Raw genomic sequence first — 15,487 nt, 5'->3', positions numbered from 1 at the left:
TGGCGCATGAGTAGGCCCTACTCATGCGTTCCCGGCCGCCGGGACGGTTGGTCTCTAGCGGCGAGGGCCGATCCTGCGGAATGATCGAACGCATGTCGACGGTGGTGTTCGCCTCAGGCACGGATTATCCGGTGTTCCGCATTCCCGCGATCGTCCGCGCGCAGGACGGGACCCTGGTCGCGTTCGCCGAAGGACGGCAGGCGATCAGCGACACCGGCGACATCGACGTGGTGTGCCGCCGCTCCTCCGACGGCGGCCGGAGCTGGGGCCCGCTCCAGGTGGTCACCAGCCACGGAAACGACACCGCGGGAAACCCGGCCCCCGTGGTCCTGCCGTCGGGCCGCATCCTCCTGCTCACCTGCCGCAACGCGGGCGCGGCCACCGAGCACGAGATCATGCGCGGCGCCGCCGCCCCCCGCCGCGTCTACCTGCAGCGCTCCGACGACGCCGGCGCGACGTGGAGCCCGCCGTCCGAGATCACCGCCGCCGTGAAACAACCGGCCTGGCGCTGGTACGCCACCGGCCCCGGCCACGGCATCGTCACCACCTCCGGCCGGATCGTCATCGGCGCCAGCCACTCCCGCCCGCCCGCCGCCGGTGACACCGGATCGGAGCCCAAGCACTACGGCGGCCACTGCGTCTACTCCGACGACCAGGGCGCGAACTGGCGGATCGGCTTCACCTCCTCCAACCCCAACGGCTACGTCAACGAGAACGAGACCACCCTCGCCGAACTGCCCGACGGCCGCCTCTACTTCAACTGCCGTGACCGCGGCGGCACCGGCCCCGGCAACCGCGCCGACGCCTACAGCCGCGACGGCGGCCAGACCCTCGAGGTCTCCTACCGCGCCCAGGCCACGATCGTCACCGCCGACGTCCAGGCCAGCGTGCTGGCGCTGCCGGGCGGCCGGCTCCTGTACTCCGGCCCGTCCCACCTCACCGACCGGGCCGCGATGGGCCTGCGGGTCAGCGAGGACGCGGGTCAGACGTGGCAGTTCGTCCGGCACGTGTCCGGGGTGCCGGCCGCCTACTCCGACCTGGTGCATCTGGGCGACGCGGGGGTCGGGCTACTGTACGAGACGGGAAACTGGTCACCGTACGACCGCATCACGTTCACCACGCTGCCGGGCCTCTGACCGGTTCCTCGACCGAGGCGCCTGCCGGCAGCTCGCCGTACAGGCAGGTGAGGTGGACGCCCTCGGCGTCGCGGGTCAGGTGGCCCCAGCCGGTCGGCAGCAGCAGGGGCCAGCGGCCGGGTCCCCGGTCCCGCACCGTGAGCCGCCCCGTGCCCGCGTCCCACGTGACGCCGGACATCGCCTCCAGCACCGACCAGCCCGCCATGGCGCGCACGTAGTGGTCGCCGCACTCGATCTGGTTGTACGGGTTGCGCCGCCGCCCGTCGTACCGGCGCCAGAGCCCGCCCAGGATGGCGTCGGCCTCCTCCGTCAGCCCCTCCCACAGGCAGTGCGCCGCGACCTGGTACTCGCTGCCCGTCCACACCTCGTCGCAATACCGGGTCGGCACCTCGGGCCGCCCGCCCCGCGGCCACGTGCACATGAGCAGCCCGGTGTCGTCACCGTCGGCGAAGACCCGGTACGGATGCTCGAACCCCTCGAAGCCGGTACGCAGGTTGTGCCGCACGATCGCCCGCAACGCCGATACCACGTGCTCGCGCGGCAGGATGTGGCCGAGGCCGAGCTGGTGTGCCCACCACTGGCCGATGAGCTGGTCGGACAGGCAGCCGGTGCCCCACTGGTAGTCGGTGCCGGGTTCCGGCTCCTGGATGTAGTACTCGCCGTTGAAGAGCCGCTCGTCGTACAGGGCGCTGCCCCGGGCGAACAGCTCGGGCAGGTCGTCGCCGAGTCCCATCTCGGCGGCGGCGCGCAGCGCGGCCAGCCACAGCCCGCCCATGTACGGGTTGAGGCCGTTCAGGTCGATGTCGTGCGTGGACGGCTGCACGCCGCGCAGCACGCCGGTCGCCTCCGGGTCCCAAGTGCGGCGGATGTGGCCGAGCAGCCGTTGGAGGGCGGGGCGGTGGTCGGCGGGGTCGCCGTGCCGTACCTCGCGGAAGGTCTTGAGTAGGGCGCCGAGCATGCCGTCGAGGGCGGGTTCCGTGGGGCCGCCGATGGGGACGTCCCAGAGCTGGCGCAGGTAGGTGGGGGCCAGGACGCGGTGCGGGAGGTAGCCCTGCGGCGCCTGCGCGACGCCGAACTCGGTGGCCCGCATGTCGCGCTCCAGCGTGGGGAAGAGCTTGGCGACGGCCTGGGCGTAGTTCCACACGTGGGTGCAGTTGAGCGGGCACGAGCCGCCGACGTCGCCGGACCACATCGAGGTGGAGGCGCCGAGCACGCCCTCGAAGCCGTAGAAGGTGCCGTCGGCGGCGCGAAAGCAGGAGGGGCTGCGCAGGATCGCGGCCTGCGCGGCGAGGTGCTCGGCGGTCTCCACCGGCAGTCCGTCGAAGGCGCCGGTCCAGCGCAGCGAGTCGTCGCGCAGGCCGGTCCAGTGTTCCTGGGTGTAGGCGGCCACGTCGACGGCGTCGGGGAAGCGGGTGGCGTAGGCGTTGCCCAGCCAGAAGCGGGTCGGGCCCCAGGCGGGGTTCGGCGGGCCGAACTGGATGAAGTCCGCGTACCGGTTGGGGAAGTGCCAGGCGAGGCACATCCGGATCTGGGCGCTCGTGCCGGGTTCGAGGGTGACCGGCGCCACCAGGCCGCCGTTCCAGGTGTGGCCCTCCGGTGAAGGGCCCGGCCGGGCGCGGCCGGTCTGGGGGTCGGGTGACCAGGACGCGTGCCGTACCCGATCGGCGTCGCCGTAGACGGCGCGTCCGGCGAGAAACGACAGAAACTCCTCCGGATGCGCCCACTGCGGCAGGAAGGCGGCTTGCGGCGAGTCGGCCGACAGCACCGCCTGCCCGGCGCCCGGCGCGGCCGGATCCACGCGCGTGTTCTCCATGACCAGCGCGCTCCACCCGCCGTGGCGGCGCACGCGGTTGGTGTTGCCGCCGTATCCGGCCGCGCGCACGCCCTCGACCGCGGTGGTCCCGTCGTGCCCCACCGGATTCTGCACGGCCGCCGCCAGCCACACCTGCGCCGGCACGGCCCCCTCGTTGGCCAGCGTGAACGTGAATATCGCCACCGGCAGCGAACTGCGCTCCACGTCGAGCGGGATCAGCGGGTTGAACGCCTCCAGCTCCGCCCGCACCGGCAGCCCGTGGTACTCGATCCGGGCGAACGGATACAGCCCGCGAAAGGTCGTCCCCGGCACTCCCGGATGCCGCGCCAGCAGTTCCCGCTGCCACGCGGGCACGTGGTCGTCGTTGACCAGCGGCGTTCCCTCCGCCCCCGGCGCGGGGGGCGGCGCCTGCAGGATGACGGTCCTGTTCGCGGGCGGCTCCCACGTGCTCACCCGCAGCGCGAAGAAGGTGTACGGCAGGCCGCCCAGATGGTTGCCCGAGTTCTGGAGCTGCCACTGGCGCAGCCCCCCGTCGGCGCAGATCGCGAGGTTGCCGGTGCCGATCCCGCCGAGCGGCATGGCCACGTGCCGCCCCCGCTGGTGCGGGATGGGCCGCGCCCTCACTTCAGCCCCGAGATGCGGATGCCGGCGATGATGTGCCGCTGGAAGCACAGGAACAGGACGATGACCGGCAGCGCGGCCAGCGCCGAGCCCGCCATGAGCAGGCTCAGCTCGGAGCTCCGGTCGGAGCGGAAGGCCGCCAGGTACTGCTGCACCTGGAACAGCTCCGGATCGGTGATCGTCAGCACCGGCCAGATGTAGGCGTTCCAGAACGCCAGGAACGACGTCACCCCCACGACCACGAAGGCTCCTTTGGACAGCGGGACGAAGATGTGCAGGAAGACGCGCCACGGCCCGGCGCCGTCGAGCTGGGCGGCCTCCTCCAGCGCGACCGGCAGCCCGAGGTAGTACTGGCGCAGGAAGAAGACCTGCAGGCCGGACGCGGCGCCGGGGATCACCAGGACGGCCAGCGAGTCCAGCATGCCGAGCTGGGTGACGACGACGAACGAGGTGAGCATGATCGCGATGCCGGGGACGAACATCGTGGTGATCACGACGAACCACAGCGTGCGCTTGAGCGCGAAGTCCAGCCGGGCGAAGGCGTAGGCGCCGAGCGCGTTGACGGCCAGGCTGAGCGCCGCGAACAGGACCGCGCCGGTGAACGTGACCGCCAGCGAGCGCAGGAACGCCGCGTCGCCGAGCAACTGGGCGTAGTTCTCCCAGCGCCACATCTCGGGAAAGAACTGGAACGGCGTCGCCACGACCTCGGTCTTGGCCTTGAACCCGGCCACGGCCATCCAGGCCAGCGGGAACAGTGCCGCCACGGTGAACAGGGCGGCGGTGCCGTACCTGATGATCCGCCCGATCATCCGTCCATCGCCTTCTCCGATCGCACGAGACGGAAGATGACCGCCGAGACCGCGCCCAGGACGGCGAAGAGCAGCAGGGCGGCGGCGATCGAGTAGCCGATGTAGAGGTCGTTGGTGAAGTGGCGGAAGATGAACAGGTTGGGCAGCGTCGTGGAGTCGACCGGGCCGCCCTGCGTCATGACCAGCGGCAGCACGAGAAACTGCAGCGACGCGGCGAACCCGGTGACCAGCAGGAACAGGATGATGTTCTTCATGAGCGGCAGCGTGATCCGGAACATCTTGGTCCACGGGCCGGCGCCGTCCAGCGAGGCGCACTCGTAGTAGGTCTCGGGGATGTCGAGCAGCCCGGCCAGCATGATCAGGGAGGCGACGCCGACGCCGAGCCAGACCGCCGGCACCGCGACCGCGGCGAGCGCGGTGCCGGTCTCGCCGAGCCAGGCCGTGTCCTCCTGCTTGCCCAGCAGGCCGAGGAACCAGTTCAGCAGGCCGCCGCGGTGGGTGTAGATGAGCGAGAACACGATGGCGGCGATCACCTCGGAGATCACCGCGGGGATGTAGATCGTGACCTTCATGAACGCGGCCATCCGCCGGCTGAGCGACTTGACCAGGACGGCGAAGACGAACGCCACGGCCACCTGCGCCGGCACCACCATGGCCGAGAACGCCAGGCCGCGCAGCACCGCGTCGACGAACGCCTGGTCGGTCAGCACGTCGAGGTAGTTGCCGAGGCCGACGAAGACGGGCGACTCGTAGAAGCTCCAGGTGTAGAAGCTGATGTACGCCGCGTGGACCAGCGGCCAGACGACGAAGACGCCCAGCAGGGCCAGGAGCGGCGCCAGCATGAGCAGCGCCGCCCCGGTGTCCCGTCCGCGCCTCGTCAAGATCCCTGGCCCGCGAGGTCGTTCTTCGCGATGAACTCCTTGATCTCGGCGTCGGCCGCCTTCAGCGCGGCATCGATGTCCTTGCCCTGCAGCGCCTTCTCGATGGCCTTGCCGAAGGCGAGGCTGATGGCCCAGTCGTAGGTCGGCTCCGGCTTGGCGCGGGCCACCACCTGATCCTCGATGATCTTGGCCCAGGGGTTCTCCGCGGCGGCCGGGTCGTTCTTGACCGCGTCGGCCACGGCCGCGCGCGGTGAGTACTTGGAGAACTTCGTGATCTTGAAGTAGTCGACCAGCAGCCGGGTGTCGCCGGCCAGCAGCCAGCTGATGGCGTCGGCGGCGGGCTGGGCGTGCTTCGACTTGGCGTCCACGACGAGCGTCCAGCCGCCGAGGGTCGCGGTCGGCTTGGCGGCGTCGCCGTCGAAGGACGGCAGCGCGGCGGCGGCGATGTTCGGGACGAGCTGGGGGTAGTCCGACAGCAGGACGCTCGCGGCCCACGAGCCGCAGACCATCATCGCCGCCTTGCCCTGGCCCATCGGGTTGGCGTCGGCGTACGGCGCGAGCGGCTGCTTGGGCATGATGCCCTGCTGGTAGAGGGCCTGGTAGACCTGCAGAAGCTGCCGGTACGCCGGGTCGCTCGCCCGCGGCGCCGCCCAGTCGTCGCTGATGGGCAGGTGGGAGGCGGCGTTCCACTGCAGGCCCCAGGTGGACCACGCCATGTCGATGGCGTTGCCGGCGGTCACCACGCCCGAGACGTCCCTGGTCGTGAGCCGCTTGCCGTACGCGATGAGCTCGGCCCAGGTGGCGGGCGGCCGGTCGGGGTCGAGCCCGGCCTTGGCGAACAGGTCCTTGCGGTAGAACAGGACGGCCGACGGCTCGACCAGCATCGGGTAGGCGAACCTGCGGCCTTTGTACTCCACCGAGCGCAGCACGGGCTCCTGCAGCCCGGTCCATTTGCCCGCCGGGATGAGCGGGTCGAGCGCCTGGATCTGGCCGGTGCGGGCGAAACCCGGCGCCTTGCTGTAGTTGAGCGTGTAAAGGTCGGGCGCCTTGCCCGCGGCCTGGGCCGCCTTCATCTTCTGGTCCCAGGCGTCGGCGGGGACGATCTGGTGCTTGAGTACGACCTTGTCCTGCGCCTTGTTGTAGGCCGCCACGGCCTTCTTGTACCAGGCGTCCTCCTGGTCGGTGAACTTCTGCTGCCACAGCGTGATCTCGGTCCTGCCGCCGGGCCGCGTGTCCGCGCCGGATCCGCAGCCGAGCGCCAGCACCGCCGCGCCCGCCAGGCACGCGGTCAGCCGGATGACTCGCACGTCTCCTCCTTCCCGCTCCTCAGATCAGCCGGGCGCTCACGGGCGGCAGGGTGAACGGCCGGTGCGGCAGCTCCTGGTACCAGTACGCGACCGAGGACAGGTCGTCGCTGCGCCGGTTGGCGTGCCCGTGCTCGATCGTCACGCGGATCGAGGTGGTGAAGGGCACGGGGTCCTCGATGTGGAAGCGGTACAGGGAGATCTGGCCGCTCCAGTTCTCGCCGCCCGGGAGCGTGATCCCGTGATAGGGCGCGTGGTACGGCCGGCTGGGGCACCACGCGGTGTTGAAGTAGTCCTCGGTGCCGGTGCCGTGCAGGCTCGGCGGGAAGGCCTCGCCGTCGATGAAGATCATGTCGTCGCCCTCGCCGTACCAGTTCCAGTCGGCCGTCCGGCGCAGGTTCGTCACGTTGAGCACGCAGCCGACGTAGTGGCCGCGGCCCTCGGCGTCGAGGATGACGTAGTTCCCGGCGCCGTCGGTGTTGGCGCCGTCGAACAGCCACGCGGAGTTGGACAGCTCGCCCTGCTCCAGGCCGTCGGCCGGGCACTCGCGCCGCCACTGGGCGTGGAACCGGCCCAGCCCGTCACCCAGCTCGCCGAACTCGTCGTAGTCGATGTAGTAGTAGAACCACAGCACCTCCGACGCGCACTCGCTGACCAGCTCGAACCGGGCGCCGTCGGCGAAGGGCATGTGGAACCAGCAGTTGAACGCCTTGCCGTCCTGCGGGCTCATCTGGAGCGGGGCGGAGACGAAGTCGGCGGTGCGCGCGTGGCCCATGCCGAAGAAGTCGCCGAGCGGCACGAACACGCTGGGGTGCTCGGAGCCGTCCCAGTAGATCTTCAGCACGAGCTTGCGCAGGAAGTCGCGGTCGGCGGTCTCCGGAGTGGCGGGGTCGCGGGGGGCGACGGTCATCCAGATGTGGTTGACCGAGCCGGCCCCGCGCAGGTCGGCCAGCGTCACGGTCTGGCCGGGCTCGATCGTGATCCTGTCGTCGTTGCCGCCGGTGCGGTCCCAGCTCGACGCCCGGCGGCGGCGGTGCGCGCGTAACCTCGGCAGGTCGCGGAGGCTGCTGCCGTGCTGGCCGTAGGTCACGGTCGTTCCTCCTTGAGAAATCGATTGCTGACGTCGTACCTCGGTTGGCGGGACGCGTCAAGAGGCTCCCTGACGCGGTGAGCGGCTGATTGCGGTCTTGTACTGGGGTTTTGTCAGAGGAATCGATTTCTCAGCCACGGACGAGCGAGACGTCGTCGAGCTGGAGCCACATGTCGCCGTTGTCGGTCCAGATCCCGGCGAACACCTCCACCGAGGTACGCGGGCCGCTGTCGAACGCGACCCGGTATCGGGTCCACGAACCCACCGCCCGGAAGTTCGTCTCGCTGAACGGCGCGCCGCCCGGATCCCTGACGCCGAAGAAGCCGTTGTCGTTGTTGCCCGAGGTCCGCAGCCAGCCGGTCAGGACATAGCGGGTGTTCGGCGCGACCGGCACCACCTGGTACAGGTCATGCCAGCCCCGGTTGTAGCGAGCGAACGCATTGCGGTCGGCGGTGAAGGACCAGGTCCCGTTGTCGATGCCGCAGTTGCCGTGGCAGGCCCACGGGGTGGCGACCGTGCCGGTGGTCTGGCGCTCGAAGCTCGGGTCGCGGACCAGGTTGGCGTTGGCGATGGCGGCGTCCGGGGTCAGGGTGATCCGGATGAGGTAGACGTTGTACGGCGTCCACTCCGACAGCGTCAGGTACAGATCGGGGCCTTGCGACCAGGGGTGCATGAAGCCGCCGTACAGGCCGGGGTAGTCGGCGGAGCTCGCGACGAGCGCCGGTGCGCTCCACGGTCCCGTCGGGGCCGCGGCCGAGCGCAGGACCACGTCGCTGCCCTGCAGGTAGGTCATCAGCCACTTGCCGGTGTACGCGTTGAACTGCACCGACAGCTCGGCCACGGGGGCGTTCACCACCGGGGCGGCCAGGGTGTCCTGGCCCTGCCGCCATTGGGAGCCGGTCCAGTACTGGTAGGCGGACTTGTCGAGGATCTGGTGCTCGGGGACCCGGGCCAGGTAGGCGGCGCCGCTCCGGCCGTTGGGGGTGGCGAACAGGTGAACGTAGCCGTCTCGGCGGACCATCGCCGCCATCTGGAAGTGGTTGCCGCCGTCCGGGTTGTCCCAGCGGGGAGTGGTTGCCGCCGTCCAGTTCTGGCCGTTGTCGTCGGAGTAGGCGATGCCGGCGTAGTTGGTGTCCCATTGGCCGGGCGGGCCCCAGTGGCGTACCGACATGTACCCCATGTACTGCCGCGCCCCCACCGACACTCCCGCCGTGGGAATGACGGTGATCTCGTCACCATCGACCTTCCTGCTGGGGATCAGCTCCTTGGCATGCCCCGCCCGATCGGTGGCCGCGCTGCTGAAGGTCATCCCATCAGCCAGATCCCGGTCGCCGCTCCGCAGGAGCACCTGGCTCCGCCAGTCACCCCCGTTCGCCCCCGGCGGCGCCCACCCGTCCCCGAAGGTGTCCCCGAACGCGGCCAGCACCTCCCCGGCCCCGTTGTCCCACATGATCCCAAGATCAGTGGCATTGACCTTCCAAGCCGCGTCCGTCCCCGTCCCCGCCCCCGTAACCTTCGCCACCACCACCCCCGGCGACCGCCCCACCCCCACGACACCCCGCCCCTCTCCCCCACCCCACCCTTCCGACACCTTGGGGTCTCGCCCTCCCGACGCCACCCCCACGCCCCACCTTCCTCGCGCCGCTTCCCCCTGCCTGTCCCGGGCAACCTCCCCGCCCGAGACCGTCGAACCCGAGTGCCGCCTTCCCGGCGCGGCCTCGGGGTGTCCCGCTGAGACGCTTTCCCGGCCCGGCGCCGCCTGCCGGGGTTCCGGAGCGGGGCCTTCCCGCATCACCGCTGCGGCCGGGAGCGGGCCGGGAGCTGCGCGCTCCCCGTGCGACGCGGCGTCGGCGGGCAGGTGGGGGGCGGTGGTGGCGATCAGGGCGAGCAGGCTGCCCGTGACCGTCCAGGTACGTAAGCGGGTGTCCATGTGCCCGGCCTCCTCGGGAAATCGATTTCCCGCATTGTCAAGCGGCCCGGCGACGCCGTCAAGAACCGTGTCATACCAGTACGGCAGGCAGCACCACGTGCCGAGGCGGGAACCCCTCCCCCGACACGCGGCGCAACAGCAGCTCCACAGCGAGCCGCCCGATCTCGTACGTGGGCTGCGAGATCAGCGTCATCGCGTCACTCAGCCCCAGCGCCCACCGCATGTCGTCGAACACCGCCAGCGTGATGTCCTCCGGATAGCGCAGGCCGTACTCCCGCAAAGCGGTCGCCGCGCCGAGCGCCATGAGGTTGTTCGACACGAACAGCGCGTCCGGCCCGGGTTTGAGACGCAGCAGTCCGGCGGCGGCGGCGCGCCCGCCCTCGATGCGGTAGTCGCCCCGCACCACCAGCTCGCGACGGTAGGCGAGACCGGCGGCCCGCAGCCCGTGCCGGTACCCGGCCAGCCGGTCCACGGCGGTCGTCACCTCGGTCGGCCCCGCGATGAACCCGATCCGCCGACACCCCTGATCCACCAGCCGCAGGACCGCGTCCTGGGCAGCCTTGACGTTGTTGACCCCGACCCGGTCGACTTTGGCCGTCTGCAGCCGCCGATCGACGGTGACGACAGGTATGCCGCGTTCGGCGAGAAGCGCGATCGAGGTACGCGTCGCCGAGGCCGGTGACAGGATCACCCCAGCCATGTTCTCGGCGGCGGCCACCTCGATGGAGCGCTGCTCCTTCTCCAGGTCCTCGTCGGTGTTGGCCAGCATCACCGAGTACCCCGCCTTGCTCGCGGCGTCCTCCGCGCCGCGCACCATCGAGGTGAAGAACGGGTTCGTGATGTCCGAGATGATCAGCCCGAGGACGGTGGTGGCACGGGTCCGCAGGAACCTGGCCTGCGAACTCGGCCGATACCCCAGCTCCCGGACGGCCGCCAGCACCCGCTCCCGCAGTTCCTCGGCCACCGTGGGCCCATGGTTGAGCACCCGCGACACCGTGGCCGGAGAAACCCCGGCCCGACCGGCCACATCCTTGATCGTGATCTGCGCCACCGCACCTCCAGTCCCCTGGAAATCGATTTCCCCCGAGTCTCCCACGCCCACCGACCCATGGCGCCCCCATGCCGCCAGCCCCGCACACACAAGCGCCCAGAAGCCCGCGAGGCCACAGGCTCGGGGTACCCCCAGGCGTGCGTGCTCCCGGGCGCGGGTACCCACAGACGCGTGTGTCCCCCGGGGGCATGACCCCGTGCCCCGGGGATACCGCCTCGGCACCAATGACGCGGCCGGAGGCCGCGTGCGCAGCCCCGGATCGGATGGGCAGGGTTGTCCCGCGCCGGAAGGACTGTGCCTGGTGACTGTGCTGTGTCTCAGGGCCGGGGGGTGTGGAGGGCGGCGTAGGGGCCGTTGGCGGCGAGCAGTTCTTCGTGGGTGCCCTGTTCGGTGATGGTGCCGTTGTGCAGCATCAGGATCAGGTCGGCCTGGCGGATCGTGCTCAGGCGGTGGGCGATGACGAAGCTGGTGCGGTTGCGGCGGGCTCGGGTCAGCGCCTGCTGGATGAGGAGTTCGGTGCGGCTGTCGACCGAGCTCGTGGCTTCGTCCAGGACGAGGATGACCGGGTCGGCGAGAACGGCCCTGGCTATGGTGATCAGCTGGCGTTCTCCCGCGCTCAGGGCGCCGCCGTCCTGGTCGATGACGGTGTCGTAGCCGTGGGAGAGGGTGCGGATGAAGTGGTCGGCGTGGGCGGCTCGGGCGGCGGATTCGACGTCCGCCGGGGTGGCGCCGGTGCGGCCGTAGGCGATGTTGTCGCGGATGGTGCCGCCGAACAGCCAGTTGTCCTGGGGGACCATGCCGGTGGCCGCGCGTAGCGTGTCGCGGTTCATGTCGCGGATGTCCACCCCGTCGATGGTGATACGGCCGGACGTCACGTCGTAGAACCGCATCAGGAGGTTGACCAGAGTGGTCTTGCCCGCGCCTGTCGGGCCGACGACGGCCACGGTGGTGCCCGGCTCGACGACCAGCGAAACGTCCCGGATGACCGCCTCGGCGGACACAGCTCCGGGCACTCCCGCGCTTTCGAGGGCGACCGCGCGTTCCAACGCCGCCTCGGGCCTGCTTACCGCGGGGCCGTACGTGAAGGAGACCGCTTCGAAGACGACGCGGCCCCGCGCCGGCGCGGCCGTACCAGGCGGGTCCGCGGGCTCCTCCGCGGCGTCGAGCAGGTCGAGGACGCGCGCGCCCGACGCCACCCCCGACTGGATCACCCCCGCCAGACCGGCCAGCGCCGTCAACGGCCCGCCGAACTCGCGCGAGTACTGGACGAACGCCTGCACGGCCCCCACCGTCAGCCCTCCGGCGGCCAGTTGCAGGCCGCCGACGACCGCGACGAGCACGTAGCCGAGGTTCCCGGCGAGCCCGGTCGCCGGGCCGATGATGCCGCTGACGAACTGGGCGCGGGCCGACGAGTGGTACAGGCGGGCGTTGTGTTCGCGGAAGGAATCGGCCGACTCCCGGCCCCGGCCGTAGGCGGTGATCAGGGTGTGCCCGGTGTAGGCCTCCTCGACGTGCGCGTTCAGCTCGCCCGTGGCCTGCCACTGCCGCGCGAACTCCGCCTGCGCCCGCCGCCCCGCCACCCGCGTGAGCTGGACCGACAGCGGTACGGTCACCAGCGCCACCACCGCCAGCAACGGCGAGATCCAGACCATCATCCCCAGCGTCCCCACGATCAGGAACGCGGAGTTGGTGATCTGGCCGATGCTCTGCTGCATGCTCTGCGCGAGGTTGTCGACGTCGTTGGTGGTACGGCTCAGCACCTCCCCCCGAGGCTGCCGGTCGAAGTAGGGCACGGGTAGCCGCCCGAGTTTCTCCCCGGCCTCCCGCCGCAGGTGGAAGACGGCGCCCTGGACGAGCCGGGTGGTGTAGCGCCGCTGGAGTATCCAGAACGTCGCGGAACCGGCGTACACGGCGAGCGCGCTCAGCAGCGTGAGGGCCAGGGCGCGGCCGTCGATCCCCTGCTCCGGCCGGGTGATCGCGCCGGTGACGACGAGGTCGGTGGCGCGGCCGAGAAGCAGGGGGCCGGTGACGTTGAGGACGATGCTGGCCAGGCCGAGCACCGCCACGCCCCACAACCGGCGCAACGGCCGCAGAAGCGTCAGCAGGCGCCAGGCCGTGCGGCCGAAGCTCATCCGACCAGTTCCTCGCCGAGCTGGGAGCGGACGATCTCCCGGTAGACGGGGCTGTCGCGGACGAGCTCTTCGTGGGTGCCCGCGCCCGCGACCCGGCCCTCGTCGAGGACGACGATGTGGTCGGCGTCGAGGATGGCGCGCACGCGCTGGACCACGACGATGACGGTGGCGTCGGCGGTCTCGGCGGCGAGGGCCTGCCGTACCCGCGACTCCGTGGTGTGGTCGAGGGCGGAGAAGGGGTCGTCGAGGAGGTACACCGGCGCGCGGCGAACCAGCGCGCGGGCCAGGGACAGCCGCTGGCGCTGGCCGCCGGAGAGGTTGGCGCCGCCCTGGGCGACGGGCGTGTCGAGGCCGGGCACGAAGTCGCGGGCCTGGGCGATGCCGAGGGCGTGCCAGAGCTCGTCGTCGGTGGCGCGCGGGCGGCCGTGGCGGAGGTTGGTGGCCACGGTGCCGGAGAACAGGTGCGGGCGCTGCTCGACCAGGCTCGCCGACCGGGCGAGGAGGCAGGGGTCGAGGGTGGTGGCGTCCTCGCCGCCGAAGAACACCGTGCCTTCCGTGGGGTCGGACAGGCGGCGGATCAGGCTGAGCAACGTGCTCTTGCCGCTGCCCGTGGAGCCGACGATCGCCGTCGTCGTGCCGGGGCGGGCCACCAGGTCGACGCCGTGGAGCACGTCGTCCTCGGCGCCGGGGTAGCGGAAGCGCACGCCGCGCAGCTCGACGCGGCCGGGGGCGCGCATCCGGCGGACCGGGTTCGCGGGCGGCGCAAGGCCGGGCTCGGTGTCCAGCACCTCGGCGACGCGGACGGCGCAGACCTCGGCTCTGGGCAGGTTCATGATGACGAAGGCGGCGGTGAGCACGGCGGTCTGGATCATGGCCAGGTAGGTGAGGAACGCGGTCAGCTCGCCGACGCCCAGACCGCCGCCGCCGACCCGCTGCGCGCCCGCCCAGATCACGAAGACGCCGCAGACGTTGACCAGGTTGACGACCAGCGGCATCAGCGCGGCCGATGTGTAGCCCAGGCGGGTCGAGACGCCCGTCAGCTCCTCGTTCGCCCGCCCGAAACGCGCGCGCTCGGCGTCCTGCCTGACGAACGCGCGGGTCACCCGGACGCCCGCGATCTGCTCCCTGAGCACCCGGTTCACGGCGTCGATACGCTCCTGTACGGCCCGCGACAACGGCCGCATCCTGCCGACCAGCACCGCCGTGACGACGCCGAGGACCAGCGCGAGCACGACCAGCAGCCAGGACAGCGCGACGTCCTGGAGGACGGCCATCACGATCCCGCCCACGGCCATGACCGGTGCCGCGACGATCGCCGTCAGCAGCGACAGCGCGAGCGTCTGGATCTGCTGGACGTCGTTGGTGGTGCGGGTGATCAGCGAGGGTACGCCGAGCGCGCCCACCTCCTGCGTGGACAGGCGCTGAACGTGCAGGTAAACCGCCTCCCGCAGGTCACGGCCGACCCCCATGGCCGTACGCGCGCTCAGGTGGACCGCGGCGAGCGTGGCAGCGCCCTGCACGAGGGACACGCCGGCCATGACCGCGCCCAGGCGCAGGATCAGCCCGGTGTCGCCGGTGAACACGCCGTCGTCGATGATCACGGCGTTGAGCGTGGGCAGGTAGAGCAGGGCGGCCGTCTGCGCCACCTGCAGGAGGACGACGGCGGCCACCGCGCGGCGACGTGGGCGCAGATGTCTGGCCAGCAGCCGCCGGAGTGCCACGTCGCGCCTCCCTTCACGATCGACTGTAGGGAGGCGCGCGTGGGTGAGGAAGCGGTTCCGCCCCGGGCGTAGCGGCCCGCTCAGATGCTCAGCCGGCTCCCCGACAGCGGCCGCATGGCCAGCCGCAGGAGAGCCAGCGCGTTGTCGTCGCCCGCGATCCGGTTGGCGCTGAGCACGCCGCACCGGCGGCATTCGTGGATCAGCAGCCACTCGCCGTCGTCGCGTACGGTCACGCCCAGCGCCTCCATCCGCCCGCCGCACCCGGCGGCACGATCGCCCGGCACCCGCCGGTCGAGGTGGAGGCTGCCGAGGCAGGACGGGCAGTGGTTGCGGTGCGCCGTGCCCGGCGCGTGCATGGACACGTCCATCCGGCACGAGGCGCACCGGAAGGTCGCCGCCCGCGGCTCCTTACGCCGCTGCGGCCTCCTGACCCGCCCGCGCATCACAGCCTCCCGAACAGCTCGAACGGGAACGGCGGCGACGCCAGCGGGCGTACGGCCATCCGCATGAGGATGAGGACGTTGTCATCGCCGCGCGCGGGCGACGAGACGAGCTGACCACACAGCTCGCACCGGTGCACGACCACCCAGTCGCCTTCGGACGGCACGGCGACCGCGATGGGCGCCATGCGGCCCCCGTCGGTCTCGTGTACGGCCGTCAGGCATTCGGGACAGTGATGACGCCGGTCGTCCGAGGTGACCCCGCACCCCGGACAGGAAAAGTATTCGGACACGTTGGAGGTGCTCCTTGCCGAGAAACCACGTGGAACGACAGCAAGGAAGCGCCGAGCCGCCTAGCTCAGCATGCGATGCGGCAGCCCCGGGACAGCATGAAAGCCCGAGACACGGTAGGCGCGCTCGGCGCGGACCGGGGCATACATCACTGCTTCCTGGGGCTCGGGGGCCCGGTTGATTCACCTTCACGGACATCGCGACGTTATCAGCGCCCCTGCCCACGCGACCACGGGTTTTCTCCCCATGCCAACCGAACCCGCCTCTC

Annotated in this window: 12 protein-coding genes; 1 reads left to right on the top strand and 11 read right to left on the bottom strand. The window is 71.2% G+C overall.

The features are described 5' to 3' along the window. The first annotated feature begins 92 nt into the window (after positions 1–92). Positions 93–1,136, top strand: coding sequence for an exo-alpha-sialidase (locus ACFWY5_RS16965; protein ID WP_379619516.1), 1,044 nt, complete (start codon positions 93–95; stop codon positions 1,134–1,136). On the opposite strand, the gene ACFWY5_RS16960 is transcribed toward ACFWY5_RS16965, so the two are convergent. The 11 genes from ACFWY5_RS16960 to ACFWY5_RS16910 all read right to left on the bottom strand — a co-directional run bounded on the left by ACFWY5_RS16960 (position 1,114) and on the right by ACFWY5_RS16910 (position 15,221). Then, positions 1,114–3,573, bottom strand: a complete 2,460-nt coding sequence (locus ACFWY5_RS16960) for a GH116 family glycosyl-hydrolase (protein ID WP_379632794.1) — start codon at positions 3,571–3,573, stop codon at positions 1,114–1,116. The two genes, ACFWY5_RS16965 and ACFWY5_RS16960, sit on opposite strands and share 23 nt — an antisense overlap. Continuing rightward, positions 3,570–4,379 (bottom strand): carbohydrate ABC transporter permease, encoded by an 810-nt coding sequence (locus ACFWY5_RS16955; protein ID WP_379619521.1) that lies wholly within the window; start codon positions 4,377–4,379, stop codon positions 3,570–3,572. The genes ACFWY5_RS16960 and ACFWY5_RS16955 overlap by 4 nt, the downstream gene beginning before the upstream one ends. Further along, positions 4,376–5,260: a carbohydrate ABC transporter permease gene (locus ACFWY5_RS16950; protein WP_379619523.1), complete on the bottom strand. Its 885-nt coding sequence runs from the start codon at positions 5,258–5,260 to the stop codon at positions 4,376–4,378. The genes ACFWY5_RS16955 and ACFWY5_RS16950 overlap by 4 nt, the downstream gene beginning before the upstream one ends. Continuing rightward, positions 5,257–6,567: an ABC transporter substrate-binding protein gene (locus tag ACFWY5_RS16945; protein ID WP_379632792.1), complete on the bottom strand. Its 1,311-nt coding sequence runs from the start codon at positions 6,565–6,567 to the stop codon at positions 5,257–5,259. The genes ACFWY5_RS16950 and ACFWY5_RS16945 overlap by 4 nt, the downstream gene beginning before the upstream one ends. Positions 6,568–6,586: 19 nt before the next feature. Further along, the gene (locus tag ACFWY5_RS16940; RefSeq protein WP_379632790.1) at positions 6,587–7,654 is read right to left on the bottom strand and encodes a glycoside hydrolase family 172 protein; all 1,068 of its coding nucleotides are present in this window, start codon (positions 7,652–7,654) and stop codon (positions 6,587–6,589) included. Between the two features lie 130 nt (positions 7,655–7,784). After that, positions 7,785–9,446 (bottom strand): DUF4185 domain-containing protein, encoded by a 1,662-nt coding sequence (locus tag ACFWY5_RS16935; protein ID WP_379633104.1) that lies wholly within the window; start codon positions 9,444–9,446, stop codon positions 7,785–7,787. A 208-nt stretch (positions 9,447–9,654) separates the two neighbouring features. Continuing rightward, positions 9,655–10,635, bottom strand: coding sequence for a LacI family DNA-binding transcriptional regulator (locus tag ACFWY5_RS16930; protein WP_379632788.1), 981 nt, complete (start codon positions 10,633–10,635; stop codon positions 9,655–9,657). 317 nt (positions 10,636–10,952) lie between these two features. Continuing rightward, a complete protein-coding gene (locus tag ACFWY5_RS16925; protein ID WP_379632786.1) occupies positions 10,953–12,767 on the bottom strand; it encodes an ABC transporter ATP-binding protein in 1,815 nt (604 codons plus the stop codon). Next, positions 12,764–14,488 (bottom strand): ABC transporter ATP-binding protein, encoded by a 1,725-nt coding sequence (locus tag ACFWY5_RS16920; protein ID WP_379632784.1) that lies wholly within the window; start codon positions 14,486–14,488, stop codon positions 12,764–12,766. The genes ACFWY5_RS16925 and ACFWY5_RS16920 overlap by 4 nt, the downstream gene beginning before the upstream one ends. An 80-nt stretch (positions 14,489–14,568) precedes the next feature. Beyond that, positions 14,569–14,931, bottom strand: a complete 363-nt coding sequence (locus tag ACFWY5_RS16915) for an RNHCP domain-containing protein (protein ID WP_379619537.1) — start codon at positions 14,929–14,931, stop codon at positions 14,569–14,571. After that, on the bottom strand, positions 14,931–15,221 hold the full coding sequence (locus tag ACFWY5_RS16910) for an RNHCP domain-containing protein (RefSeq protein WP_379619539.1): 291 nt from the start codon (positions 15,219–15,221) through the stop codon (positions 14,931–14,933). Before ACFWY5_RS16910 ends, ACFWY5_RS16915 begins: the two co-directional genes overlap by 1 nt. Positions 15,222–15,487 lie beyond the last annotated feature (266 nt).

Origin of the sequence: Nonomuraea sp. NPDC059007 (assembly GCF_042740555.1) — a bacterium.
In the GTDB taxonomy this organism is placed as follows: domain Bacteria; phylum Actinomycetota; class Actinomycetes; order Streptosporangiales; family Streptosporangiaceae; genus Nonomuraea.
This window is presented reverse-complemented; position numbering and strand designations above follow the sequence as displayed.

Excerpts from the sequence above, each read along its gene's own strand:
- ACFWY5_RS16915 (WP_379619537.1), bottom strand. The coding sequence starts at position 14,931 with ATGCGCGGGCGGGTCAGGAGGCCGCAGCGGCGTAAGGAGCCGCGGGCG.
- ACFWY5_RS16935 (WP_379633104.1), bottom strand. The coding sequence starts at position 9,446 with ATGCGGGAAGGCCCCGCTCCGGAACCCCGGCAGGCGGCGCCGGGCCGG.
- ACFWY5_RS16925 (WP_379632786.1), bottom strand. The coding sequence starts at position 12,767 with ATGAGCTTCGGCCGCACGGCCTGGCGCCTGCTGACGCTTCTGCGGCCG.
- ACFWY5_RS16965 (WP_379619516.1), top strand. The coding sequence starts at position 93 with ATGTCGACGGTGGTGTTCGCCTCAGGCACGGATTATCCGGTGTTCCGC.
- ACFWY5_RS16955 (WP_379619521.1), bottom strand. The coding sequence starts at position 4,379 with ATGATCGGGCGGATCATCAGGTACGGCACCGCCGCCCTGTTCACCGTG.